The following is a 23,490-nucleotide window of genomic DNA, read 5'->3' on the forward strand; positions in this document are numbered from 1 at the left end:
AAACTTTTAAGTTATGAAAAAATCAATCTTAAACTTAGGAAAAGTTTTAAATAAAACTACTCAAAAGAATACCTTTGGAGGAAGAGTTCCTAGATGCTGTTTAGACTGGGATCCAATTCAACGCCACTGCTACAAATGGCAGCCAAACTGTTTATAAGCTTTTTAATTAAAGCTATATTAATTACAAACAGCTAGAATCATAACTTCTAGCTGTTTGCTTATTAAAAAAATATAGTCTTGTTAAAAAGCATAATACTAGTAAAATTTCTTTTACAAAGAATAAACACAAAACCTTGAGTGTCTTTAAAGAATTTAACAACTAATCAATTTTAACTTATTATCATAAAAAATCAATTATAGGATTAGAGAAAGCGAAAAAGTCGAGGTAAATAAAACAGTAATTTTCTTGGTTCAGTTGTGTAACTAACTGTTTTTATGTGAGAAATTTTCTTTTTATTACTTCTAAAACCTCGTGTTTATGCTAATGAATCTTATAAAGCTCAAACTTGATTAAAGTTTTACGTATAAAAAGCTACCTTGATTTCAAGGTAGTTTTTTATTTTTATCTTGTATCTATCCATAAAAAACCACTAAATTAGCAAGCTTGCTAAAAATTAAATTTTAGCTATTTAATTTGTTATTTAATATAAAAGTAGAAGAATTATGAGTCCGAATGATGACAGAAAAATTAGAGAAAAACTACAACAAAAAACTTGGAATGAAATAAAAACCAACGATTCTTGGGCTATATTTAAAATTATGTCTGAGTTTGTTGATGGATATGAAAAACTAAGTAAAATTGGTCCTTGTGTATCTATTTTTGGTTCTGCCCGTACAAAAACAGACGATCCTTATTATAAATTAGCTGAAGAAGTTGCTTTTAAACTAACTCAAAGCGGATTTGGTGTTATTACAGGAGGAGGTCCTGGTATTATGGAAGCTGGTAATAAAGGAGCGCACCGAGGAAAAGGAACCTCTGTTGGTTTAAATATTGAACTTCCTTTTGAACAACATGACAATCCATGGATTGACCATGACAAAAACTTAAACTTCGATTACTTTTTTGTTCGTAAAGTTATGTTTGTTAAATACTCACAAGGTTTTGTTGTTATGCCTGGTGGATTTGGTACTATGGATGAACTTTTTGAAGCTATAACACTAATACAAACTAACAAAATTGGACGTTTCCCTATTGTACTTATGGGTAAAAAGTTTTGGGGAGGCCTACTTGATTGGATTAAGAACACATTATTAGAGGAAGGAAATATTAGTGAAAAAGATTTGAATTTATTTAGAGTTGTTGACACTGCTGATGAAGCAGTTGAACACTTTAATAAGTTTTATGCTAAATATCAGCTAAAACCAAATTTCTAAAAATTTTTATCTTTAAAGCTCGTTGTATTTACAACGAGCTTTTTTATTTTCACAAAGTTTATGAAACTTAATGTTTTCTGTAAAACTTTTAAACTCGCATTATATAATATTGAAACAGAAAATACTCCTTTTAGTATGTACTTCCATCTTGTATTGCTTTAAAATAGTAGCACAAGAAAACTCTGTTGAAATAAAAGCTAAATTAGATATAGGCAACGATGTTATTCATATTCTACAAAAAACAACTTTTTACAATCACTCTTCTTCTAATCTAGATTATATTTTTTTACATAACTGGGCAAATGGTTATAAAAACGATGATACTCCCTTAGCAAAACGGTTTATTGAAGATTACAAAAAAAACTTTTACTTTTCAAAAGAAAAAGATAGAGGTTACAGTAAAATAAAAAACTTAACTGTTAACTTTAAACAAGTTTCATTCAAAGAGAATAAAAATCAACAAGATATTATTAAAGTACTACTCAACAAACCTTTAAAACCAAAAGACAGCTTAATAATACGTACCTCATATTCTGTAAAAATTCCAAATGCAAAATATACAGGATATGGAAAAACAAAAACTGGATACCATTTACGTTTTTGGTATCTAACTCCTGCCGTATATGATAAAAAATGGCAACTGATGAGTAACTTAAATTTAGACGATCTATACGAGGAGCTCTCTAATTACTCTATTTCTATAGATATTCCTAAGAATTATCATATTGAAAGTAATTTGTATCAATATAAAACTGAACACAATAACTATACAAACTATTATTTAGTTGGCGCCCAAAAAAAGGATATTATACTCCATATTGACACTGTTAAAACTTTTAAATCTTTTAAGCTAAAGGATAAAGAAATTAAAACTGATGCCTACCTTAAAAAAATCACGAATGAAGAGACTACCAAAATTATAAATAAACAAATACAATTTATAGAAAACTTTATAGGTAAACACCCTCACCCTGAAATTTTTGTAGATTCTCGAACTATTAATAAAAATTCATTACATGAAATTTATGGGCTTCCAAGCTGGTTGAAACCTTTTCCTAAAAACTTTAGATGGGAAACTGGGTTCTTTAAAGCTCTTACTCAGAAATATTTCGACGATATTATTATTCAAAACCCAAGAAAAGATTATTGGCTTACTGATGGCTTGCAAACTTTTTTAATGATGGAGTATGTAAAAAAATACTATCCTGAAATTACTTTTCTAGGAAAATACTCTAAGTATTGGCCAATAAAAACATATAACATTGCTCAATTAAAGCAGAATGACAAATACCCTCTAGTATATCAGTTTAGCTCTCGAAAATTTTACGATCAATCTTTAATAACCTCTAGTGATTCTCTTTCTAATTTTAACAGAAAAGTTGTTAGTAAATACAAAGCAGGTTTAGGTATTAAGTATTTACACGATTTTGTAGGCGATAGTATTTTAAAAAAATCAGTAAAAGAATTTTATATTCAAAATCAATTAAAGCCCTCAAGTAGTAAATACTTTGCTCATATACTTCAAAAAAACACTTCAAAAGATTTGCAATGGTTCTTTGGAGATTATCTTACTACCGATAAAAAAATTGATTACAAAATAAAAAAGGTAGCTTATACCAAAAATAAAGACTCTCTAATTGTTACAATTAAAAATAAAAGAACGTTTAAAGCTCCTGTTGCACTATATGGCATCCAAAATAAAGATATAAAATTTAAAACTTGGATTACTAATATAGACTCTACCAAAACAGTTAAAATTAAAAGAGGCGACTTCAATAAACTAGCTTTAAACTATGAAAACAACTATCCTGAATTTAACTCTCTTAACAATTTTAGAAATGTAAATAATAGCTTTATAAGCAAGCCTCTCCAATTTCGTTTTTTTAAAGATTTTGAAAACCCCTATTATAATCAGTTATTTTATTATCCTGATATTAAGTATAATTTGTATGATGGTTTAATACTTGGAGTAAATATAAATAATAAATCACTGGTTAATCATAATTTTCAATTTAGTTTAACCCCAAACTATAGTCTAAAAAGTAGAAACTTTACAGGATCTTTTTCTGTAGCATATAATCATTTTTTAAGAGACTCTAAGATTTATAAAATACGATATGGAATTTCAGGAAGTAACTTTCATTACGCACCTGAATTAGGGTATAATACTTTAAGTCCATTTATTAATTTTCAATTTAGAAGAAATACACTCCGCGATATAGGTTCAAAATTCTTAATAGCTCGAATGGTTAGTATTAATAAAGAAGTTGCACCTAACAATACTCAGAGTGATCAAGACAAGTATAATATTTTTAACCTTCGCTATATCAACAACAAATTTGATGCTATACGCAGAATACAGTATGCTGCTAACCTTGAAATAAACTCTAATTTCAGTAAAATTTCAACCGATTTTCGTTATAGAAAATTCTTTACTGCTAATGAAAGTTTTGAAGTTCGATTTTTTGGCGGACTCTTCTTATCAAACAAAACAGAAGGAAATTACTTTAGCTTTGGATTAAATCGCGGAAATGATTACTTGTTTGAGCAAAATTTATTTGGTCGCTCAGAAAGTGAAGGTATCTTTAGTCAGCAGTTTGTCGTTGGTCAAGGAGGTTTTAAATCTAAATTTAAAGAACCATACTTTGCTAATCAGCTTATAACATCTATTAATACCAGTGTAAGCGTATGGAAGTGGGCAGAAATTTATAATGACGTTGCCATGTTAAAAAACAAAAATACCTCTCCAAAGTTTTTTTATGAAAACGGTATTCGATTAAACTTCCTTCCTGAAATATTTGAATTTTATCTTCCTATTTACACCAATGAAGGTTTTGAAATCAATAAAAGAGCCTATCCTTCAAAAATTAGATTCATCATTACAACAGATATTGATAGAATTTATAATTTTATTAGAAGAGGTGTATTATAAATATCTCAATAATTACTTTATTTTAGTTGTTTTTTTGAAGAATATTCAACGAAAATAGAAATTTTTAAATATCAACTAAAAAACCTATCTTTGTAACCATACCTAAATTAGATGATTATGACGCAAAATACCGAAATAGCTAATACTCAACAGCTTTCTTTTCAAGATTTTAAAAATGAAGTTTTAAAGGACTATAGAATTGCTCGTATTAGTCGAGAATGTAGTTTATTAGGAAGAAGAGAAGTTTTAACAGGTAAAGCTAAATTTGGAATTTTTGGAGATGGTAAAGAAGTACCACAGTTAGCTATGGCTAAAGCTTTTCAAAATGGAGATTTCAGATCAGGTTATTATCGTGACCAAACCTTTATGATGGCTATTGGAGAATTAACTCCACAACAATTTTTTGCAGGATTATACGCACATACTGATATTGATATTGAGCCTATGTCTGCCGGTCGTCAAATGGGAGGACATTTTGCAACACATTCTTTAGATGAAAACGGTAACTGGAAAAATTTAACCGCTCAAAAAAATTCATCATCAGATATCTCTCCTACTGCAGGACAAATGCCTCGTTTATTAGGATTAGCACAAGCATCTAAAATCTATAGAAATGTTAAAGGTTTAGAAAAGCATACTAACTTTTCAATCAACGGTAACGAAGTTGCTTGGGGTACTATTGGTAATGCTAGTACAAGTGAGGGATTGTTTTTTGAAACTATCAATGCTGCTGGTGTTTTACAAGTTCCAATGATAATGAATGTTTGGGATGATGAGTACGGAATTTCAGTTCATGCACGTCATCAAACTACTAAAGAAAGTATTTCAGAAATATTAAAAGGATTCCAGCGTGAAAATGAAAGTAATGGGTATGAAATTTTCGTAGTGAATGGTTGGGATTATGTTCAGTTAATTGACACTTACAACAAAGCTTCTAAAATTGCTAGAGAGCAACATATACCTGTATTAATTCATGTAAAAGAATTAACACAACCTCAAGGACACTCTACTTCAGGTTCTCACGAACGTTACAAATCGAAAGAACGTTTACAATGGGAACAAGAGTTTGATTGTATTGCTCAAATGCGTAAGTGGATTTTAGAATTTGAACTAGAAAATGAAGATGGAGAGACTTTAAAATTTATTGATTCTGAAGAAGATTTAATCAATATTGAAAAAGAAGCGAAAAAAGAAGTTAGTAAAGCTAAACGTGATGCTTGGAGCGCATATACAAACGAAATAAAAGCAGAAGTAGCCGAAGCTATTGCTTTGTTAGATACCATTGCACAAAAAAGTAACAACGGTTCTTTCATTTCAAAATACAAAAACGATTTAGCGGCAATTGCTGAACCTATCAGAAAAGATATTTTAGTAGCAGCACGTAAAACGTTACGTTACTTAAGAGATGAAGATTTCACTGAAAAAACTGCACTTCAAAACTTTATTAAAACTTCAATTGATAAAGCTGCTGTAAAATATTCAGCTCATTTATTAAGTGAAACTGAATTAGCTACTGAAAAAATTTCTGCCGAAGCTCCAACCTATGCTTCTGAAAAAAATATGGTAGATGCACGTATTATTATGCGTGATAACTTTGATGCTATTTTAGCAAAACACCCTGAAGTGTTAATTTTTGGGGAAGATGCTGGGTATATAGGTGATGTTAATCAAGGGTTAGAAGGTTTACAAGAAAAGTTTGGTGAGTTACGTGTTTCTGATACAGGTATTCGTGAAGCGACTATTTTAGGTCAAGGTATTGGTATGGCAATGCGTGGTTTGCGCCCAATTGCTGAGATTCAATATTTAGATTATTTACTGTATGCTTTACAAATTATGAGCGACGATTTAGCTACGTTGCGTTACCGTACTTTTGGAAAGCAAAAAGCTCCGTTAATTATCCGTACCCGTGGACATCGTTTAGAAGGAATTTGGCATTCAGGTTCACCAATGGGTGGAATAATAAACAATGTAAGAGGAATTCATGTATTAGTTCCTCGTAACATGACTAAAGCCGCTGGGTTCTATAACACTTTATTGGAAGGAGATGATCCTGCCTTAGTCGTAGAATGTTTAAACGGATACCGTTTAAAAGAAGAATTACCAACAAACTTAGGAGATTTTAAAACTCCAATTGGTGTTGTTGAAACTATCAAAGAAGGAAACGATATCACCATTGTTTCTTATGGTTCTACCCTACGAATTGTTGAAGAAGCTGCTAAAGATTTAGCACAAGTAGGTATAGATGTAGAAATTGTAGATGCTCAAAGTTTATTACCTTTTGATATTAATCACGATACAGTTAAATCAGTGGCTAAAACAAATCGTTTATTAGTTGTTGACGAAGATGTTCCTGGAGGAGCTTCAGCTTATTTATTACAAGAAATTGTTGAAAATCAAAATGGTTATAGACATTTAGATAGTAAACCACAAACATTAACAGCAAAAGCACATAGACCTGCTTATGGTACCGACGGAGATTACTTCTCTAAACCATCTGCAGAAGATATTTTTGAAAAAGTATACGAAATTATGAACGAAGCAAACCCTTCTAAATTCAAGAGTTTGTATTAATAATTAATTTTAAAATAATTAAAATAAAAAAAACGATTTTAGAATATTCTAAAATCGTTTTTTTATTCGCTTTTTTATATAATTATTCAGCTACTTTTTCTGCTACCGCCTCAGTAGCTGCTTCTGCTTCCTGCGTATCTAAAGGCTGATTTTTTGACTCGTAATCTTCTATTTTATTCTCTATAACTGGGATAAACTTAGAAGAAGATAGATCTGAATTATTTATAACATCTTTCAATGCCTTTATTCTTTCTGTCATTGTTGGTTGAGTATTTGCTATTCCTGCAAATTTAGCTGTTGCTATATCAACTTGATCATTTGTAATATTAGAAGTTTTTACCCAACCTTCTTCTATATACTTCCCTTCAGATCTTTTTCCTTTAACTTTAATCCAATCGCCTTGAGTTTCAGTCACAGCAATAATATCCATAACGCTGTACTTTTTTTCTGTTTTAGTAAGTAAATCTGGCCTTTTGTAAACTACTGCCTCTTCTAACATAGCTCCCACTTTACCATTAACAGCTAAAAAGGTAGATCTAGTCCATCCTTCTTTTCCGTCAATCAACTTTACTTTGTAATACTCTTTCTTAGAAACAGAATCTATAGTTTCTTCTCCTGTTAAGGTTACTTTTTCTCCTAAACTAATAGAAGTTATCCATTTACCTTTTGTAGAAGCACTTTCTCTAATAGATAATTTATCTAATAAACAAATTGCTGAAGTAGACTTTTCTTCTTTTTCATTAATAGATTTTTCAGTTGTTGAAGTACCTTCTTTGTTTTCTGAGTTTTTGTCGTCTTTACAACTTACACAAATAGTAGACACTAATGCAATAGCAATTAATATTTTTTTCATTATTATAAATTTTTTACGCAAATATATCATTTATTAATTAAATAATTTAACATGCTTTATTTACATTATTTGTTTAAAATAAAATTCCCAACATTACAGCTTAAACATTTTTTTTTTTGGCAATAATTATTTTTCAACTCTAATAAAGCCTGAGATTCAAAAGCATTTTTTGCTTTAATTTTTAACTCATCAAACTTATTTATAATTGAATTTTTTTCTGGGTGTATTTGTTGTATCAATTTTAACAAACTTTCTTCATTAACCTCTCCTCTAGCTTGTTCATAAACAAACTTTAAAGGAATAATTGTATTAATAATCAACAAGTCAATAAATGATTTTGTAAGTATTTTAACTGATTTTTTTGACTCAGAACCAAACGTATAATGAGTTTTCCAAAACTCATTTACTTCAACTGTAAATAAATTATAAAAAACCTCTATTTTATTTACATCCATTAACCTTGAAAATAAGCTTTCATATTTATTATATAAAGCCACTAATTGCGCTATTCTAATCGTAGGAAAGTTATTGGGGCGCATTCTAAAAAATTGAAAACGGTGTTTTATTAATGATTGTAGCCTGTATTTGTGCTTTATATAAACATACTCATTTTTAAGTTGCTTATAATAACTCTCTTCTATTTCATCAGCTAAAAAACCTGCCTGTCCAAACAATAAAGCAGATAGCTGCTCTTCGTTAAATCGAACTTTACGTAACACAGAAAAATCAAACGATTGTGCTAGTTCTAGGAAAGCTGTTCCATTAACTTTCAATCCGAAATTCTTAGCTAATAACTGAAACAACACCGCTTCATAATCATTATTTGATTTTTGTAGCAGCTCTTTTATTACCACCGATTTATTCTCTAATCGTTCAAAATACAAACGTTCTAACCAGTTATTTAATAAAAAAGAATTGATTTCTCCTATCTGCTTTTCACAAGGAATCCATCGTCGTTCTTTTGAAAACAATTTTCTATAATTTACCAATACATCTTCTTGAACAATTTTTTGTAATTCAACCGTTGGTAATGGATGATTATTTTTCATAAACACATCAGAATCATGTTCCCACACAACATGTAAAATAACCGCATCATAATTCACATCTTTTTCATGATGATGCGCATACCAATCTGATGACTTTATATGAATTTCAACATTTCCAACCCATAGCTGCCCATCAATCTTCAATTTTGTATTCAAAAAATCAGGTCCTGAATTCGTATTATGACTCCCTGTGTTTAATACTTCAACGATTTCTCCTTTTACTGATATTAAATTTGCTTTGCTAAATAGTTTATACTGCCAAATAAAGTGCAAGAACTCTTCTTTCATACATTTTTTTATTTTCAATGTACAAAATATTTTTATGATACTATCAATATTAATTATTCGAAGTATTTTTAGACTACTTTTTATTCTTCTATTTTTGTCAAAATAAATTACTATAGGTAAACTTACAGGATAACAATGTAAGGGCACGTTTTTAATTTAGAGATAAACCTTGAAGTATTTTAACTCTCAATTATCGAGTAAAAATTAAACCACATGAATAGTATAGAAAATTTACAATGGCGTTACGCTGTTAAAAAATTTGACGAGCATAAATTTCTTTCCGAAGAACAAATTAATCTTTTAAAAGAAGCATTTAATTTAACTGCTACTTCTTATGGATTACAACCTGTAAAAATGGTTGTGGTTAAAAACAAAGATTTACAACAACAATTGGTGGCACATTCTTGGAATCAACACCAAGTTGCACAGGCTTCTCATTTATTGGTATTGTGTACCCCAAAAGAACTTACTACTAAAGATGTTGAGAGCTATTTTAAATTAGTAAAAGACATAAGAAACACACCCGATGAAATTTTAAATCCTTTCAAAGAGTTTTTAACTAACGATATAGAGAATAAATCTCCTGAAGTATTGTTCCATTGGATGAAAAACCAAGCATATATTGCTTTAGGAAACTTAATGACTGTTGCTGCAAATGAAAAAATTGACAGCTGCCCTATGGAAGGTTTTGTTCCTGAAAAATATGATGAAATTTTAGAATTAGATAAATACAACTTACAATCAGTTTTAGTATTACCTGTTGGTTTTAGAGCAGAAGATGACTACATGAAAGACTTAAAAAAAGTTCGTAGAAAAACAGAAAATGTCGTTATTGAGCTTTCTTAGACAACACTAATTATGAATTACGATTGATAATTTTAGTACATTCGTAATTCATAATTTAACTATATGCAACCGTTACATATACTACTCCTTATTTTAGCCTATTTTGGTGTATTAATTCTTATCTCATACATCACAGGTAAATCGGCAAACAATCAAACATTTTTTAAAGCAAACAACTCATCTCCTTGGTATTTAGTTGCCTTTGGTATGATTGGAGCATCATTATCTGGAGTTACTTTTATTTCGGTTCCTGGTTGGGTTGAAGGTGACAAAATGAGTTATATGCAAATGGTACTAGGGTACGTATTAGGTTATGCCGTTATTGGATTGGTACTACTTCCACTCTATTACCGATTAAATTTAACTTCAATTTACACCTATTTAGAAGGACGTTTTGGTAGATATTCGTACAAAACTGGGGCTTCTTTTTTCTTACTTTCAAGAACTATTGGTGCTGCCTTTCGCTTGTTTTTGGTGGCAAATGTATTACAGTTAATTTTGTTTGATGCTTATGGAATTCCGTTTTGGGTAACAGTAACAATTACCATTTTACTTATATGGCTATATACTTTTAAAGGAGGCATAAAAACTATTGTATGGACAGACACTTTACAAACGTTGTTTATGCTAATTGCTGTTGGAGTTTGTATTGTAATGATAAAAGATGAAATGCAAATTGATAATTTGTTTTCGTATGTAACAGACAATAGCTTATCTAAAACTTTCTTTTTTGACGATGTAAAGGCTGGTAACTATTTTTGGAAACAATTCTTTTCAGGAGCTTTTATTTCAATTGTGATGACAGGTTTAGATCAAGACATGATGCAAAAAAACTTGACTTGCCGCAATTTAAAAGATGCTCAAAAAAACATGTTTTGGTTTACTATAGTACTCGTTATTGTTAACTTCTTTTTCTTAGCTTTAGGAATCCTGTTAACTGATTACGCTACAGTAAATGAACTAAACGCTCATAAAGACAACTTATTTCCTACCATAGCTATGAGTGGTGATTTAGGTATAGCTACTTCCCTATTCTTCCTTCTCGGTTTAATAGCAGCAGCATACTCAAGTGCTGATAGTGCTTTAACTTCATTAACTACTTCTTTTAGTATTGATATTCTTGAAATTGACAAAAAAGATAATGAGCAAGAAAGAGAAAAAACACGAAAGAAAATTCATGTGCTGTTTTCATTTATTTTAGTGGCTACTATCTTAATTTTTAAATATTTTATTGCTGATGAGAGTGTAATTGCTAAAATATTCCAATTTGCTGGTTATACTTACGGGCCGTTACTAGGTTTATATGCTTTCGGACTGTTTACTAAATTAAACATAAAAGACAAGTTAGTTCCTATCATTTGTTTAATGGCTCCTATTATAACTTATATTATTAGCTTTTACAGCAAGGAAAAGTTTGGGTTTGATTTTGGTTTTTTTGTATTGATATTAAACGGATTCTTAACTTTTTTAGGATTACTTTTGATAAGTAATAATAAACAAAGTAAATCAGCAATTCTGCCTATAATTATGTCTCTTCTTGGTTTTCTAAGAGCTATATTGAATGGATTTGAAGACTGGAGAGCTATATTATTCCTAATTTTAGGTTTTACTTGGCTCAGTATTATTATCTCTAGATTAAAAAGCAAGCATAATGCCTAAAAAAGGAAAAGCTAAAAATACTGTAAACAAAGCGAAACATACACGCTTAATGAAGCAGAAAGAAAACAAACTTCGTTTGGAAAAACAACGTACCAAAGAACGTTTAAAAGCCATTATTAAAAAAGTTAACGAACAAAAAGAAAATGACAGCTCAACAAATAATTAAAAAGTTTGACTTAACGGAACATCCTGAAGGTGGTTTTTATAAAGAAACATACAGAAGCAACGGAATTATTAAAAACAAACACTTAAATTCTAACTTTGTAGGTGATAGAAATTACAGTACTTGTATTTATTTTTTATTAACTTCTGAAAAATTTTCTGCCTTTCATAAAATCAATCAAGATGAAATTTGGCATTTTTATAAAGGAAGTACCTTAAAACTACATATGATTTCTCCCAAAGGAAACTATTCTTTTGTATTGATTGGAAATAATATAGAAAATGATGAGCAACCACAATTTGTAGTTCCGGCTGGTTACTGGTTTGCTGCTGAAGTTAGTAAAGAAAACTCATATGCTTTTACTGGTTGCACTGTTGCTCCTGGATTTGACTTCAACGATTTTGTTTTACCTAAAAGAGAAGAGTTAATACAACTATTCCCACAACATAAAGAAATCATAACTAAACTAACACATTTTTAAATAATTCTTCCTCACTACCTATATACAAATCTACTATATAGTGTATAAGAAGTAAGATTCTTTTACATTTCCTTTTCATCTATTAATTGATTAAATTTGTTACTTAGTATTACCTATCTACAGATACTAAAAAAACTTCAATTATAAAAGTAACGAAATACTTAGCCGTTATTTTACTTAAAAAAAATGAAAAATAATACATACAAAAAGCTATCTATTTGGTATAAAAAATTCCAAATTAGCAAAACACCTCAAATGAATTTAGTTTGGGGATTCTTCTTATATACCTTTATCGGTTTTATTTTACTATCAATTCCTCTGTTTCATAAAGCAGATGTATCTTTTTTAGACAATCTATTTATCTCAACATCAGCAATATCAACTACAGGGCTAGTTACTATCAGTATTTTTGATTCCTATAATTTCTTCGGACAGTTTATTATAATGATGCTCATACAAATTGGTGGAATTGGCTACATGACACTAACAACCTACTACTTGTTATTTATCACAAAAAAAATAACGCATTGGCATAGTAAATTATTAGGAACAGAATTTACGTTACCTAATAGTATTAAAATAAAAGATTTTATTAAAAGTGTTATTGTCTTTACTTTAATTATGGAAACTATTGGAGTTATACTGTTTTATATTGCTTTTACCAATTCTGGTATGCAAAACTTAAAAGCCATTTGGTTTGCTATTTTCCATAGCGTTTCATCTTTTTGCACTGCGGGTTTTGGTTTATTCAACAATGGCTTTGAAGAATACCACGATAACGTTTTTATAAATACAACAATCTCTATTTTAGCTATAGCAGGTTCTTTAGGTTTTATTGTTGTTACCGATTTATGGTATCGTCTTTCTGGAAAGACTAAAGAAATATCCTTCACAACAAAAATTATTGTCTACGGATTTATATTCTTATTACTTTCAGGAACATTACTTACGTACCTATCAGAACCTTCTTTAAACCTAAACTCCAACCATTCGTTAATGACTTCTTTTTTTCAAACAATGTCTGCAATGACAACAGTTGGTTTTAATACTGTACCTATTGGTGGTTTTTCTTTACCAATATTATTACTACTTACTTTTTTAATGTACATAGGTGCATCACCATCTGGAACAGCTGGAGGAATGAAAATCACAACTTTAACAGCAATGATTTCTATATTAAAAAGTAGATTATTAGGACAAAAAAAGATTACGTTTTTAAACAGGATTATACCTTTTGATAGAATTTACATAGCAACCTCTACTTTTATGTTATATACCAGTTTAATTTTTTTATTCTCTTTTTTACTTTCATATAGTGAAAGCTTCTCTTTTGACAAAATATTGTTTGAAGTTGCTTCTGCTCTTGGCACCGTTGGATTAAGTACTGGAATTACTGGGGACTTATCAAACCTAGGCAAATTCCTCATAATTATTCTAATGTTCATAGGAAGAGTTGGTGTTTTAACTTTTGGTTTTGCTTTATTACAACAGAAACAAAACGAATTAGAAAAAATAAAATCTGACGATTTAGCCGTATAGTTTTTTAACCGATAGCGAAACACTAATCGCTATCGGTTTATAATTTTACATAAACGCTATCTGTAAGCCCATCAATACAAATATTACACCTGAAATTTTATTTAACCTTACCCCTATTTTTTCATTCTCTTTAATCTTAGTTGAAAATATCCCAGCAAACGATGTTAAAACCAAGTACCAAATGGTAGTCATTACCGCATAAATTACTCCCATTATTATAAAAGGAACTGGATTTTCTATCTCTGTTGGGCTTATAAACTGCGGAAAGAACGCTATAAAGAATAATGCAACTTTCGGATTTAATATATTTGTTACAAACCCTGATGTAAAACTGCTTTTTGCTGAATTTTTCTTTTGTTCTTCGTTTGTATTAGCAATCAGCCCTTTTTTTGACATCACTTTTGTTACACCTAAATAAATTAAATAAGCTGCTCCTAAATATTTAATCAATGCAAAGAATATTGCTGATTTAGCTACCATAATCGACAAACCTAATGCTCCAAACAAAGTATGTAATAGAGCCCCAGTGTTTAAACCAAAACTAGTATATACACCAGATCTTCTTCCTTGGCTAATTGACTTATTAATTAAAAAGACGGTTTCTATTCCTGGTGTCAAAACAAAAAGAATAGTTGCTACTAAAAATGCTATAAAATTCTCAATTCCCATTTCGTTACTTCTTTAAAAATGATTACAAAGTTTTTTATGCAAAGCAACAGCAGTTCTCTTTATTAAAAAATACTTATTTTTGACTGATTAATGCAAAAAACGCATTAAAATGACTATTCAACAGATTCGATATTTTTTAATTCTAGCAGAAGAATTACATTTTTGGAAAACAGCAGAAAAAGTTTACACCTCTCAATCGTCATTAAGTAGGCAAATTCAATCTTTAGAAGAAGAATTAGGTATTACTTTATTTGAGCGAGATAAAAGAAATGTAAAACTTACTGAAGCTGGTGTATTCCTTAAAAAAAAATGGGATGTTCTATTAGACGAGTTCGATCGTACACATCAACATGCTAAAAAAATTGATGAAGGTTCTTCTGGACTTGTTAGTATTGCCTACCCTGGCTCTATCTCTTACAACTATTTACCTGAATTACTCAAAATATTTTCAGAAGAGAAACCAGATTTAAAAGTAGAACTTATGGAGCCTACTGATATTACACTTGAAAAATTACTTTCTAGTTATCAAATAGATTTTGCTTTTAGCAGAAATGAAGTTCTAAATGCTTCTATTTTATCTGAAAGATTGTATGCTGAACCCGTTTGCCTTGTGGTTCCAAAAGATCATTGGATAACAGAAGATTCTTTTGTTGATTTAAGAGACGTAAAAGACGAAAAATTTATCCTTTCTGGTTTACATCATACTACTTATTTTTCCTCATTACTACGCAATATTTTTAACACTTATGGTTTTGAACCTCAAACTCATATTGAATCTGATTTTGGGAGTATGATATTAAACTTAATTGGTAGAGGTTTAGGAATATCTATTTTACCTTACTCATATCAGTTTTCTTTAAATACGAACATACGGTTTATTACACTACCCGAAAGCACAGAATTATATATCAATTGGCGCAAGAACGACCATAGAAAAGTAATTAAAAGTGTTATTGAATATTCTGTAAAATTAGGCAAAAACTACAACCGAAAGTTTGTATAAAACAAAAACCTGAACATTAGAAAATGTTCAGGTTTTTGTTTATTTGTATACGTACAAGTAACTATTTATCAATCGAACCTAAAACACGTTTCATAAAATTATTTAACGCTTCTTTTTTAGGTGTTCCATCTTTAATCATTTTATTAACTTCAATTGCTCCGTACATATTAGAGATTAACTCTCCTATAACGTCTAGCTCTTCATCTTTTAACGATGGAACCTCTGTTAAAGCTTCAAGCGTCTCAATAGTTTCTAGTACATAATCTTGGTCATTTTCTTCAATAAATGAAGTTAAATGTTTAATTACTGGTAATTTCATAACTAAGCTACTTCATTTACTAAATCCTTCAATACATCAAACTTATTGGTTTGAGTTTGATTTACTAATTTTCCATCAATATAAGTAGCAAAAGTAGGCAAGTTACTCACATCAGCAAGTTTTCTACTCTCTGGAAATTTTTCGGCATCAGCTATTACAAAAACCATATCTTCATTCTCAGAAGACAACTTTTTAAATTTAGGTTTCATAATACGGCAGTTACCACACCATGAAGCTGAAAACTGAACTACAACTTTTTTATTACCTGCAACAACTTCAGATAAATTGTCTTGACTTAATTCTTGTACCATTTCTTTAATTATTATCCATTTCGAAAGGAGCTCGTGCTCGACCCCTTCACTTATCTCACACGAACTTGTTTCCTTTCTTTAATTATGTCTAATTAGTTTGCTGCTAAATATTCTGCTGTTGCTTTTGCATTAGCTTGCATCGCTTCTTTACCTTCTTCCCAGTTTGCAGGACATACCTCACCTTTTTCTTGTACGTGAGTATAAGCATCTACTAAACGTAAATATTCATTTACATTACGACCAACTGGCATATGGTTTATTCCTTCATGAAAAACAGTTCCTTCTTCATCTATTAAATATGTAGCTCTATAAGTTACATTATCTCCTTCAACCTGTACAGTTCCTGTAGCTTCATCATAAACCTCGTTAGAGATGTCTAAGATACCTAAAATAGATGATAAATTACGATTACTATCAGCTAATAATGGGTAAGTAACACCTTCAATACCTCCATTATCCTTAGATTGGTTTAACCAAGCAAAGTGTACTTCAGGAGTATCACAAGAAGCTCCAATTACAATGGTATTTCTTTTTTCAAATTCTGGTAATGCAGCTTGAAAAGCATGTAACTCAGTTGGACAAACGAAAGTAAAGTCTTTCGGATACCAAAACAACAACACTTTTTTCTTGTTTTTAACTGCTTCTTCTAATACATTTAACTTAAACGTGTCACCCATTTCGTTCATTGCATCTACGTTTAAACTTGGAAATTTTTTTCCTACTGCTGTAGCCATTTTATAGTTTTTTATTGATTAATATTTTTTTACAGGCACAAATGTATTTTGTTTCTTCTCATTTAAAGTGTGAATCTAAAAATATTTTTTTATTTCACTATAACTATAACCAATAGTTAACATATTTTTAAATCACTAAAAAAAATATACCTTTATATTCCAACACATTATAAAACACAAAAACAAAAACTATAGTTATTTATTATTTTAAAATAAAAAATATAGATAAAAATTATTCATTGTTTTATAGTAGCTTTGCCCTATTCTAACCTATTAAATTATAATAAAATGAAAAACACAAACTCACATTCTTCGAAAGGTAAATGCCCTTTTTCACAAGGTGCAAACACAGAAATACATGATAACATCATGGAGTGGTGGCCAAAATCATTAAACTTAGATATACTACATCAACACGATACCAAAACCAATCCTTTAGACAGTAATTTTAATTATGCTGAAGAATTTAAAAAATTAGATTTAGAAGCAGTTAAAAATGACCTTAAAGACTTAATGACCGATAGTCAAGATTGGTGGCCTGCCGACTGGGGACATTATGGTGGTTTAATGATTCGTATGGCGTGGCATGCTGCTGGTACCTATAGAGTTGCTGATGGTAGAGGTGGTAGTAATACAGGCAATCAACGCTTCGCTCCATTAAATAGTTGGCCTGATAATGGTAATTTAGATAAAGCAAGACGATTGTTATGGCCTATCAAGAAAAAATACGGAAACAAACTATCTTGGGCAGATCTTATAATTTTAGCTGGTAATATGGCTTATGAATCAATGGGCTTCAAAACTTTTGGTTTTGCCGGCGGACGTGAAGATATTTGGCATCCTGAAAAAGATATTTATTGGGGATCTGAAAAAGAATGGTTAGCGCCAACAGGGAGTAAAGGTTCTCGATATTCTGGAGACAGAGACTTAGAAAACCCATTAGCTGCTGTAATGATGGGATTAATTTATGTAAACCCTGAAGGGGTTGACGGAAAACCCGATCCTTTAAAAACCGCAAAAGACGTAAGAGAAACCTTTAAGCGCATGGCAATGAATGATGAAGAAACCGTTGCTTTAACTGCTGGTGGACACACTGTAGGAAAAGCACACGGTAATGGTGACGCTGGAGCCTTAGGTGAAAGCCCTGAAGGTGCAGAAGTTCAAGATCAAGGCTTTGGCTGGATGAACCCTAAAGGGAATGGAAATGCTGCAGATACTGTTACTAGTGGTTTGGAAGGAGCTTGGACAACTACCCCCGATAGATGGAACCATACGTACTTTCATTTGTTGTTAAATCATGATTGGGAATTAACAAAGAGTCCTGCTGGTGCTTGGCAATGGGAACCTGTTAATATTGATGAGGCAGATAAACCTGTAGATGCTCACAATCCGAACATTAAAAGAAACCCAATAATGACTGATGCGGATATGGCAATGAAAATGGACCCTGAATACAGAAAAATATCTGAAAAATTCTATAAAGATCCAGCCTATTTTGCTGACACCTTTGCACGTGCTTGGTTTAAACTAACACATCGTGATTTGGGCCCTAATACACGTTATTTAGGGGTTGATGCTCCAACAGAAACACTTATATGGCAAGATCCTGTTCCTACTGTAGACTATACTTTAAACGATACTGAAGTTGAAGAACTAAAAGAAAAACTATTAAACAGTGGACTTACTCGTACTGAACTTATCAATACTGCTTGGGATAGTGCTAGAACTTATAGAGGATCAGACTTTAGAGGTGGTGCTAATGGAGCACGCATTCGTTTAGCTCCTCAGAAAGACTGGGAAGGAAATGAACCTACAAGACTAAAAAGAGTATTAGATAAGCTTGCTGAAATTCAAGCTAGTTTAAGTAAAAAAGTTAGTATTGCTGATTTGATTGTTTTAGGAGGTAGTGCTGCTATTGAAAAAGCTGCTAAAGATGGTGGTGTTGACATTAAAGTTCCTTTTACCCCTGGAAGAGGTGATGCAACTGCTGAAATGACAGATACTGAATCTTTTGATGTTTTAGAGCCTCTACATGACGGATACAGAAATTGGCAAAAGAAAGATTATGTAGTAAAACCTGAAGAATTGTTATTAGACAGAACACAACTTATGGGGTTAACCGCTCCTGAAATGACTGTTCTAGTTGGGGGAATGCGTGTGCTAGGAACTAACTACGGAGGAACTAAACATGGTGTATTTACAGAAAATGAAGGTGTATTAAGTAACGACTTCTTTGTTAATCTTACCGACATGAAATACTCATGGAAGCCTTCAGGGGAAAACTTATACAATATTGTTGATCGTAAGACAGGAAACACTAAGTGGACAGCTACACGAGTGGATTTGATATTTGGTTCTAACTCTATTCTTCGTTCGTATGCAGAAGTATACGCACAAGACGACAACAAGAAAAAGTTTGTGAAAGATTTTGTAACTGCCTGGACTAAAGTAATGAATGCAGACAGGTTTGATGTAGTATAAATCACAACTAAATAATAATATTTTAAGCTAGATTTTTTTTAATTAAAGAATCTAGCTTATTTTTTTACACTCTAATCACCACTCCCTCTTTCTTCCTCATAAGTCATTAATAGCAATTGAGTTAACATTTAAATTTATTGAGCTAAAGAAACATCAGCTATCAAAGTATTTTTGTTACAGAAATCATTTAATAATTAAAAAACAAATATATTATGAGCAACGATAAAAGTATTTTAGGCTTATTAGCAGGAGTAGCTGTAGGAGCAGGATTAGGTATATTATTCGCCCCTGACAAAGGGAGTAATACACGAAAAAAAATAGCAGACGGAGCAGCCTCTGCAAGAGATACCATTACTTCAGAAGCAACACACCTTAAAGAAGAAGTTAAGCATAAAGCTGAAAGCTTAAAAAATAATGTGGCTGAATCTCTTAGCAGCAAAACAAACTCATTAGAAGAAAAATTAGAAACTATTGTAACTGATGCTAGCTATAAAGCTGAAGATGTTATAACCCAATTAGAACAAAAACTAAAAGTATTAAAGGCTAAAAACAAAAAATTACAAACTAAATAATGTCGATATTCAAATCAATACATACCAACTCTGAAAAAGCAATTGAAAAAGGCGAAAGCTTTATAAAGAACTCTGAAGAATACTTTAAATTAAAAATATTTTATATACTAACCTCTTCTTTAAGCATGATTTTCAATTTTGCTATTATAGGTATATTCCTACTTATTGCTTTTGTTTTTTTGGCTGTAACAATATCGGCAACCATAGGTAATTATTTAAACAATGTTGTTTTAGGATACTTGTTAGTAGCTTTACTTTTTATAATTTTCGCTTTAATAGCATATAGTATGAGAACAAATGTAGAGAATTTTGTAATTAAAAATTTATCTAAAAAGTATTTTGACGATGAAGAAAACCTATAATAATAGTAAAGAAATAACTAAAGAACTAAAATTACTGAAGCTTAAAAGAGATATTTCTTTAGAAGAAATTAAACTTGTAAAAGAACAATTTAAAGAAGATTTATCTGTCGGGAATTGGTTTCAAACTATATTTGAAGCAGTTGGTAAGTTTGGAGTATATACTTTAGCTAGGAAATTTTTAAAATAACCTTTTTTCAACTCAATCTTGAATAGCTACAAAGCTTTAATCTAGGTGTAAGACATATAACTTCTTTCCTCTTATAATTAAAAAACCATCTTCTTCAGATGGTTTTTTAATTATAAGCTTTACTCATTATGTACTCAATATTGTTATCATATTTATTTTCTTTTTTTGTGCTTTTTTAAAAGCTTCATACCCCCTTAATTCTGTTAGCTTTTATGAACTTTTACAAAACAACAAAGATGAAATTGTATTAGCTTCTTTCTAATACAATTCCACCTTTATTTATATAACAATTATGTAAACTACTTACTATAACTTACAGTTTACCATCCAACGTATATTAAATTTATCGGTACAAGCCCCATACAGTGCGTTCCATTCCGTTTCCAATAGTTCAGTATGAACTATACCTCCGTTAGACAACTCATTAAATACAACAGTAGCTTTTTCCTCATCATCTAAATCAACACTCATTTGAATATTATTACCACTATTTAGCGGAGTATCTGGAGAAACATCATACGCCATAATGTGAATCCCCTTCCCTTTCAATTCTGCATGTTGTATTTTATGCCTGTAATCCTCTGGAATATCTCTCTTTGAGTCTTTGTACGTTTGTTTGTTTACAATTTTTGCATTAAATAAGTCTGCATAAAAATTTAATGCGTTTTGACATTCTCCTCTGAATGCTAAGTATGCTTGTATGTTCATAATTTTTATTGTTTTGTATAAAAATAAAAACAAGCATCTATATAAATTAACTCTATTGCTGTGATTATTAACTCAAAAATTTAAAACGTTATTAATTATTTACTAGCAAATAATTTTACATCATTTTTAGAAACTTCTTTTTCTCCTAAAATAAGTAAACGTTCAACTACATTTCGTAATTCTCTAATATTTCCTGTCCAATCATACTCTTGTAACAATTTAATAGCATCTTCCGAGAAACCTTTCTTAGGCATCCCTTGTTCTTCAGAAATTTTCTTTGCAAAGAAATCTACTAATAACGGTATATCTTCTCTTCTATCGTTTAATGCAGGAACTTTAATTAAAATCACTGCTAAACGATGATATAAATCTTCGCGGAAACGTCCTTCTTCTATTTCCTTCTTTAAATCTTTATTTGTTGCAGCAACTACACGCACATTTACTTTTATATCTTTATCCGAACCTACTCGTTGAATACGATTTTCTTGTAATGCTCGTAATACTTTCGCTTGTGCCGACAAACTCATATCTCCAATTTCATCTAAGAAAATGGTTCCTCCATTAGCTGCTTCAAACTTTCCTGCTCTATCTTTGTTAGCTCCTGTAAAACTCCCTTTTACATGCCCAAACAATTCACTTTCTATTAACTCAGAAGGTATAGCTGCACAGTTTACTTCAATCATAGAACCTTTAGAACGGTCAGATTTTTCGTGTAACCAATGCGCTACTAACTCTTTTCCTGTTCCATTAGGTCCGGTAATTAAAACTCTTGCCTCTGTTGCAGACACTTTTTCAATAATATCTTTAATATGAGTAATAGCATCGCTCTCTCCAATCATTTCATAATTCTTACTCACCTTCTTCTTTAAACGCTTATTTTCTACTACCAACTCCTTTTTATCTAGAGCATTTCTTACAGTATTCAATAATCGATTTAAATCTGGCGGTTTAGAAATATAATCAAAGGCTCCTAAGCGCATGGTGTTTACTGCAGTATCTAAATCACCATGACCAGAAATCATTACCATTGGTATTTCAGGTTTTAACTTTCTAGCTTTTTCCAACACCTCAACACCATCCATTTTTGGCATTTTAATATCACACAAAACCAAATCGTAATCTGTTTTCTTTATCATTTCAATTCCTTGCAAACCGTCTTCAGCTTCTTCTACTTCATAGGAATCGTTTTCTTCAGAAATAATTTTTTTTAATACTCTGCGAATTGCAGCTTCATCTTCTATTATTAATATTTTACTCATATTTTTTTTAGTCTTTTAGATATTAAAAAGGCTAGTTTAATAAATTCTTGAAATCAGAAATCATTTTTTGGAGCTCACCTACTTCGTTTTCTGAACCTATTAACGTTACTTTATTAACACATTCTTTACAACAAGAAAGAACCATTGGTGGTTACAACTCAAAAAGCAAGCCAAACATTTTTCAGCTTAATTATTTAGTTCTTCTTTAGAGTTTCCTTCCTCTTTACCTTCAATTTCTTTCTGATTGTTTTGGAGTACCTCTTTTTTTGGAGGTTCAAAATGCAACCCTTTGGCATCTACAATATGTATATCTCTTTGAGGGAACGGAATACTTATATTATGCTCTCTAAACAGCTCGTCTATTTTAAACCGTATATCACTTTTTGGTATCGCTGCCTGAAAACTATCATTTAACGTAAAAATTAATTTAAAATTTAACGAACTATCTCCGAAATTTTCAAAAAGTACTAAAGGAGCTGGATGCTGGTATACTTTTGGATGTTCACTGGCCGCTTGCAACAATAATTTTTTCACTAAAGCTACATCACTACCATAGGCCACACCCACTGTTACACTTTCTCTAGTTGTAGTACCATTTTGCGTCCAGTTATATAGGCTGTTAGATAAATACTTGTGATTAGGAATAACCAATACTTTATTATCGATTGTTACGGCTCTAGTGGTTCTCAGTTTTATCTCTTCCACCCTACCAACTTTTCCATCTAGTTCAATAATATCTCCCACATGAACACTTTTATCAAGAATAATAAAAACTCCAGAGATTATATCTTGAAAAAAGGTTTGTAACGCCAAACCAATACCTATTAACAAAGCAGAAGACGCTACTAAAATCGCACTTAAATCGACTCCTGCTGAACTTAAACCTATTGAAAAAACAATTACATATACTAACCAACTAGTAAATGAGAAAATAGTATCAAATTTATTTTTGTCTTCCTGTTCTAGTTTACTTTTTGCTAGTACTTTTAAATATTTCAACAAAAGCTTCACTAAAAGTAAACCTACTATTAAAAACAAAATTGTTTTTACTGTAAACTCGATATCTTTTCCTCCTATTGGTATTCTATAGTTTAGAAAATCCGTTATTTCTTTTATTATTTCTTTCATCC

General features: G+C 30.6%; 23 protein-coding genes. 14 read left to right on the forward strand and 9 right to left on the reverse strand.

All coding sequences use genetic code 11. The features are described 5' to 3' along the window. Positions 1–13 precede the first annotated feature (13 nt). The 4 genes from D6200_RS15285 to D6200_RS07185 all read left to right on the forward strand — a co-directional run bounded on the left by D6200_RS15285 (position 14) and on the right by D6200_RS07185 (position 6,877). Positions 14–157: a hypothetical protein gene (locus D6200_RS15285; RefSeq protein ID WP_159432124.1), complete on the forward strand. Its 144-nt coding sequence runs from the start codon at positions 14–16 to the stop codon at positions 155–157. A 506-nt stretch (positions 158–663) separates the two neighbouring features. Continuing rightward, entirely contained in the window at positions 664–1,374 is a 711-nt protein-coding gene (locus D6200_RS07175) for an LOG family protein (protein WP_047790084.1), read from the forward strand. Between the two features lie 109 nt (positions 1,375–1,483). Then, positions 1,484–4,306, forward strand: coding sequence for a gluzincin family metallopeptidase (locus D6200_RS07180; RefSeq protein ID WP_240627211.1), 2,823 nt, complete (start codon positions 1,484–1,486; stop codon positions 4,304–4,306). 117 nt (positions 4,307–4,423) lie between these two features. Then, the gene (locus tag D6200_RS07185; protein ID WP_073184549.1) at positions 4,424–6,877 is read left to right on the forward strand and encodes an alpha-ketoacid dehydrogenase subunit alpha/beta; all 2,454 of its coding nucleotides are present in this window, start codon (positions 4,424–4,426) and stop codon (positions 6,875–6,877) included. Positions 6,878–6,959: 82 nt separating this feature from the next. On the opposite strand, the gene D6200_RS07190 is transcribed toward D6200_RS07185, so the two are convergent. Next, positions 6,960–7,730: an SH3 domain-containing protein gene (locus tag D6200_RS07190; RefSeq protein WP_073184552.1), complete on the reverse strand. Its 771-nt coding sequence runs from the start codon at positions 7,728–7,730 to the stop codon at positions 6,960–6,962. Positions 7,731–7,795: 65 nt separating this feature from the next. Further along, a complete protein-coding gene (locus D6200_RS07195) occupies positions 7,796–9,067 on the reverse strand; it encodes a DUF2851 family protein (protein ID WP_073184554.1) in 1,272 nt (423 codons plus the stop codon). A 213-nt stretch (positions 9,068–9,280) separates the two neighbouring features. Here D6200_RS07195 and D6200_RS07200 point away from each other — a divergent pair, with 213 nt between their 5' ends. The 5 genes from D6200_RS07200 (at position 9,281) to D6200_RS07215 (ending at position 13,755) form a co-directional block, all read left to right on the forward strand. Next, on the forward strand, positions 9,281–9,913 hold the full coding sequence (locus tag D6200_RS07200; RefSeq protein WP_073184555.1) for an NAD(P)H-dependent oxidoreductase: 633 nt from the start codon (positions 9,281–9,283) through the stop codon (positions 9,911–9,913). A 63-nt stretch (positions 9,914–9,976) separates the two neighbouring features. Next, positions 9,977–11,572 (forward strand): sodium:solute symporter, encoded by a 1,596-nt coding sequence (locus tag D6200_RS07205; protein WP_083574845.1) that lies wholly within the window; start codon positions 9,977–9,979, stop codon positions 11,570–11,572. Next, positions 11,565–11,738 (forward strand): hypothetical protein, encoded by a 174-nt coding sequence (locus tag D6200_RS15290; RefSeq protein WP_164505159.1) that lies wholly within the window; start codon positions 11,565–11,567, stop codon positions 11,736–11,738. The genes D6200_RS07205 and D6200_RS15290 overlap by 8 nt, the downstream gene beginning before the upstream one ends. After that, positions 11,716–12,216, forward strand: a complete 501-nt coding sequence (locus D6200_RS07210; RefSeq protein ID WP_047790079.1) for a cupin domain-containing protein — start codon at positions 11,716–11,718, stop codon at positions 12,214–12,216. The genes D6200_RS15290 and D6200_RS07210 overlap by 23 nt, the downstream gene beginning before the upstream one ends. A 186-nt stretch (positions 12,217–12,402) precedes the next feature. Next, positions 12,403–13,755, forward strand: coding sequence for a TrkH family potassium uptake protein (locus D6200_RS07215; RefSeq protein WP_073184557.1), 1,353 nt, complete (start codon positions 12,403–12,405; stop codon positions 13,753–13,755). 45 nt (positions 13,756–13,800) lie between these two features. On the opposite strand, the gene D6200_RS07220 is transcribed toward D6200_RS07215, so the two are convergent. Further along, positions 13,801–14,424 carry a LysE family translocator gene (locus D6200_RS07220; RefSeq protein WP_073184560.1) on the reverse strand — a complete coding sequence of 208 codons (624 nt, stop codon included), beginning with the start codon at positions 14,422–14,424 and terminating at the stop codon, positions 13,801–13,803. Between the two features lie 109 nt (positions 14,425–14,533). Here D6200_RS07220 and D6200_RS07225 point away from each other — a divergent pair, with 109 nt between their 5' ends. Then, positions 14,534–15,427, forward strand: coding sequence for a LysR family transcriptional regulator (locus tag D6200_RS07225; protein ID WP_047790076.1), 894 nt, complete (start codon positions 14,534–14,536; stop codon positions 15,425–15,427). 61 nt (positions 15,428–15,488) lie between these two features. Here D6200_RS07225 and D6200_RS07230 read toward each other — a convergent pair whose 3' ends face one another. The 3 genes from D6200_RS07230 to D6200_RS07240 form a co-directional block, all read right to left on the reverse strand. Further along, positions 15,489–15,746 carry a DUF6952 family protein gene (locus D6200_RS07230; protein WP_047790075.1) on the reverse strand — a complete coding sequence of 86 codons (258 nt, stop codon included), beginning with the start codon at positions 15,744–15,746 and terminating at the stop codon, positions 15,489–15,491. A gap of 2 nt (positions 15,747–15,748) precedes the next feature. Continuing rightward, on the reverse strand, positions 15,749–16,057 hold the full coding sequence (locus D6200_RS07235; RefSeq protein WP_047790074.1) for a thioredoxin family protein: 309 nt from the start codon (positions 16,055–16,057) through the stop codon (positions 15,749–15,751). A gap of 92 nt (positions 16,058–16,149) precedes the next feature. After that, a complete protein-coding gene (locus tag D6200_RS07240) occupies positions 16,150–16,791 on the reverse strand; it encodes a peroxiredoxin (protein ID WP_047790073.1) in 642 nt (213 codons plus the stop codon). A 288-nt stretch (positions 16,792–17,079) separates the two neighbouring features. On the opposite strand from D6200_RS07240, the gene katG reads away from it, so the two are divergent. The 4 genes from katG (at position 17,080) to D6200_RS07260 (ending at position 20,393) form a co-directional block, all read left to right on the forward strand. Then, positions 17,080–19,272: a catalase/peroxidase HPI gene (gene katG, locus D6200_RS07245; protein WP_073184562.1), complete on the forward strand. Its 2,193-nt coding sequence runs from the start codon at positions 17,080–17,082 to the stop codon at positions 19,270–19,272. Positions 19,273–19,484: 212 nt separating this feature from the next. Continuing rightward, entirely contained in the window at positions 19,485–19,844 is a 360-nt protein-coding gene (locus D6200_RS07250) for a YtxH domain-containing protein (protein WP_047790071.1), read from the forward strand. Continuing rightward, the gene (locus tag D6200_RS07255) at positions 19,844–20,206 is read left to right on the forward strand and encodes a phage holin family protein (RefSeq protein ID WP_073184564.1); all 363 of its coding nucleotides are present in this window, start codon (positions 19,844–19,846) and stop codon (positions 20,204–20,206) included. The genes D6200_RS07250 and D6200_RS07255 overlap by 1 nt, the downstream gene beginning before the upstream one ends. Continuing rightward, the gene (locus D6200_RS07260) at positions 20,190–20,393 is read left to right on the forward strand and encodes a hypothetical protein (protein WP_073184566.1); all 204 of its coding nucleotides are present in this window, start codon (positions 20,190–20,192) and stop codon (positions 20,391–20,393) included. Before D6200_RS07255 ends, D6200_RS07260 begins: the two co-directional genes overlap by 17 nt. 306 nt (positions 20,394–20,699) lie before the next feature. Here the strand turns inward: D6200_RS07260 and D6200_RS07265 are convergent, their stop codons facing one another. The 3 genes from D6200_RS07265 to D6200_RS07275 form a co-directional block, all read right to left on the reverse strand. Beyond that, complete coding sequence (locus D6200_RS07265) at positions 20,700–21,101, reverse strand: VOC family protein (RefSeq protein ID WP_047790068.1); 402 nt, start codon at positions 21,099–21,101, stop codon at positions 20,700–20,702. Between the two features lie 95 nt (positions 21,102–21,196). Next, positions 21,197–22,360 carry a sigma-54-dependent transcriptional regulator gene (locus D6200_RS07270; protein ID WP_047790067.1) on the reverse strand — a complete coding sequence of 388 codons (1,164 nt, stop codon included), beginning with the start codon at positions 22,358–22,360 and terminating at the stop codon, positions 21,197–21,199. Between the two features lie 186 nt (positions 22,361–22,546). Next, a complete protein-coding gene (locus D6200_RS07275; RefSeq protein ID WP_073184568.1) occupies positions 22,547–23,488 on the reverse strand; it encodes a mechanosensitive ion channel family protein in 942 nt (313 codons plus the stop codon). Positions 23,489–23,490: the final 2 nt, after the last annotated feature.

Origin of the sequence: Tenacibaculum mesophilum (genome assembly GCF_003867075.1) — a bacterium.
Lineage (GTDB): Bacteria > Bacteroidota > Bacteroidia > Flavobacteriales > Flavobacteriaceae > Polaribacter > Polaribacter mesophilus.

Coding starts and splice junctions, on each gene's coding strand:
- D6200_RS15285 (WP_159432124.1), top strand. CDS start 14: ATGAAAAAATCAATCTTAAACTTAGGAAAAGTTTTAAATAAAACTACT.
- D6200_RS07175 (WP_047790084.1), top strand. CDS start 664: ATGAGTCCGAATGATGACAGAAAAATTAGAGAAAAACTACAACAAAAA.
- D6200_RS07185 (WP_073184549.1), top strand. CDS start 4,424: ATGACGCAAAATACCGAAATAGCTAATACTCAACAGCTTTCTTTTCAA.
- D6200_RS07190 (WP_073184552.1), bottom strand. CDS start 7,730: ATGAAAAAAATATTAATTGCTATTGCATTAGTGTCTACTATTTGTGTA.
- D6200_RS07195 (WP_073184554.1), bottom strand. CDS start 9,067: ATGAAAGAAGAGTTCTTGCACTTTATTTGGCAGTATAAACTATTTAGC.
- D6200_RS07200 (WP_073184555.1), top strand. CDS start 9,281: ATGAATAGTATAGAAAATTTACAATGGCGTTACGCTGTTAAAAAATTT.
- D6200_RS07205 (WP_083574845.1), top strand. CDS start 9,977: ATGCAACCGTTACATATACTACTCCTTATTTTAGCCTATTTTGGTGTA.
- D6200_RS15290 (WP_164505159.1), top strand. CDS start 11,565: ATGCCTAAAAAAGGAAAAGCTAAAAATACTGTAAACAAAGCGAAACAT.
- D6200_RS07210 (WP_047790079.1), top strand. CDS start 11,716: ATGACAGCTCAACAAATAATTAAAAAGTTTGACTTAACGGAACATCCT.
- D6200_RS07215 (WP_073184557.1), top strand. CDS start 12,403: ATGAAAAATAATACATACAAAAAGCTATCTATTTGGTATAAAAAATTC.
- D6200_RS07220 (WP_073184560.1), bottom strand. CDS start 14,424: ATGGGAATTGAGAATTTTATAGCATTTTTAGTAGCAACTATTCTTTTT.
- D6200_RS07225 (WP_047790076.1), top strand. CDS start 14,534: ATGACTATTCAACAGATTCGATATTTTTTAATTCTAGCAGAAGAATTA.
- D6200_RS07230 (WP_047790075.1), bottom strand. CDS start 15,746: ATGAAATTACCAGTAATTAAACATTTAACTTCATTTATTGAAGAAAAT.
- D6200_RS07235 (WP_047790074.1), bottom strand. CDS start 16,057: ATGGTACAAGAATTAAGTCAAGACAATTTATCTGAAGTTGTTGCAGGT.
- D6200_RS07240 (WP_047790073.1), bottom strand. CDS start 16,791: ATGGCTACAGCAGTAGGAAAAAAATTTCCAAGTTTAAACGTAGATGCA.
- katG (WP_073184562.1), top strand. CDS start 17,080: ATGAAAAACACAAACTCACATTCTTCGAAAGGTAAATGCCCTTTTTCA.
- D6200_RS07250 (WP_047790071.1), top strand. CDS start 19,485: ATGAGCAACGATAAAAGTATTTTAGGCTTATTAGCAGGAGTAGCTGTA.
- D6200_RS07255 (WP_073184564.1), top strand. CDS start 19,844: ATGTCGATATTCAAATCAATACATACCAACTCTGAAAAAGCAATTGAA.
- D6200_RS07260 (WP_073184566.1), top strand. CDS start 20,190: ATGAAGAAAACCTATAATAATAGTAAAGAAATAACTAAAGAACTAAAA.
- D6200_RS07265 (WP_047790068.1), bottom strand. CDS start 21,101: ATGAACATACAAGCATACTTAGCATTCAGAGGAGAATGTCAAAACGCA.
- D6200_RS07270 (WP_047790067.1), bottom strand. CDS start 22,360: ATGAGTAAAATATTAATAATAGAAGATGAAGCTGCAATTCGCAGAGTA.
- D6200_RS07275 (WP_073184568.1), bottom strand. CDS start 23,488: ATGAAAGAAATAATAAAAGAAATAACGGATTTTCTAAACTATAGAATA.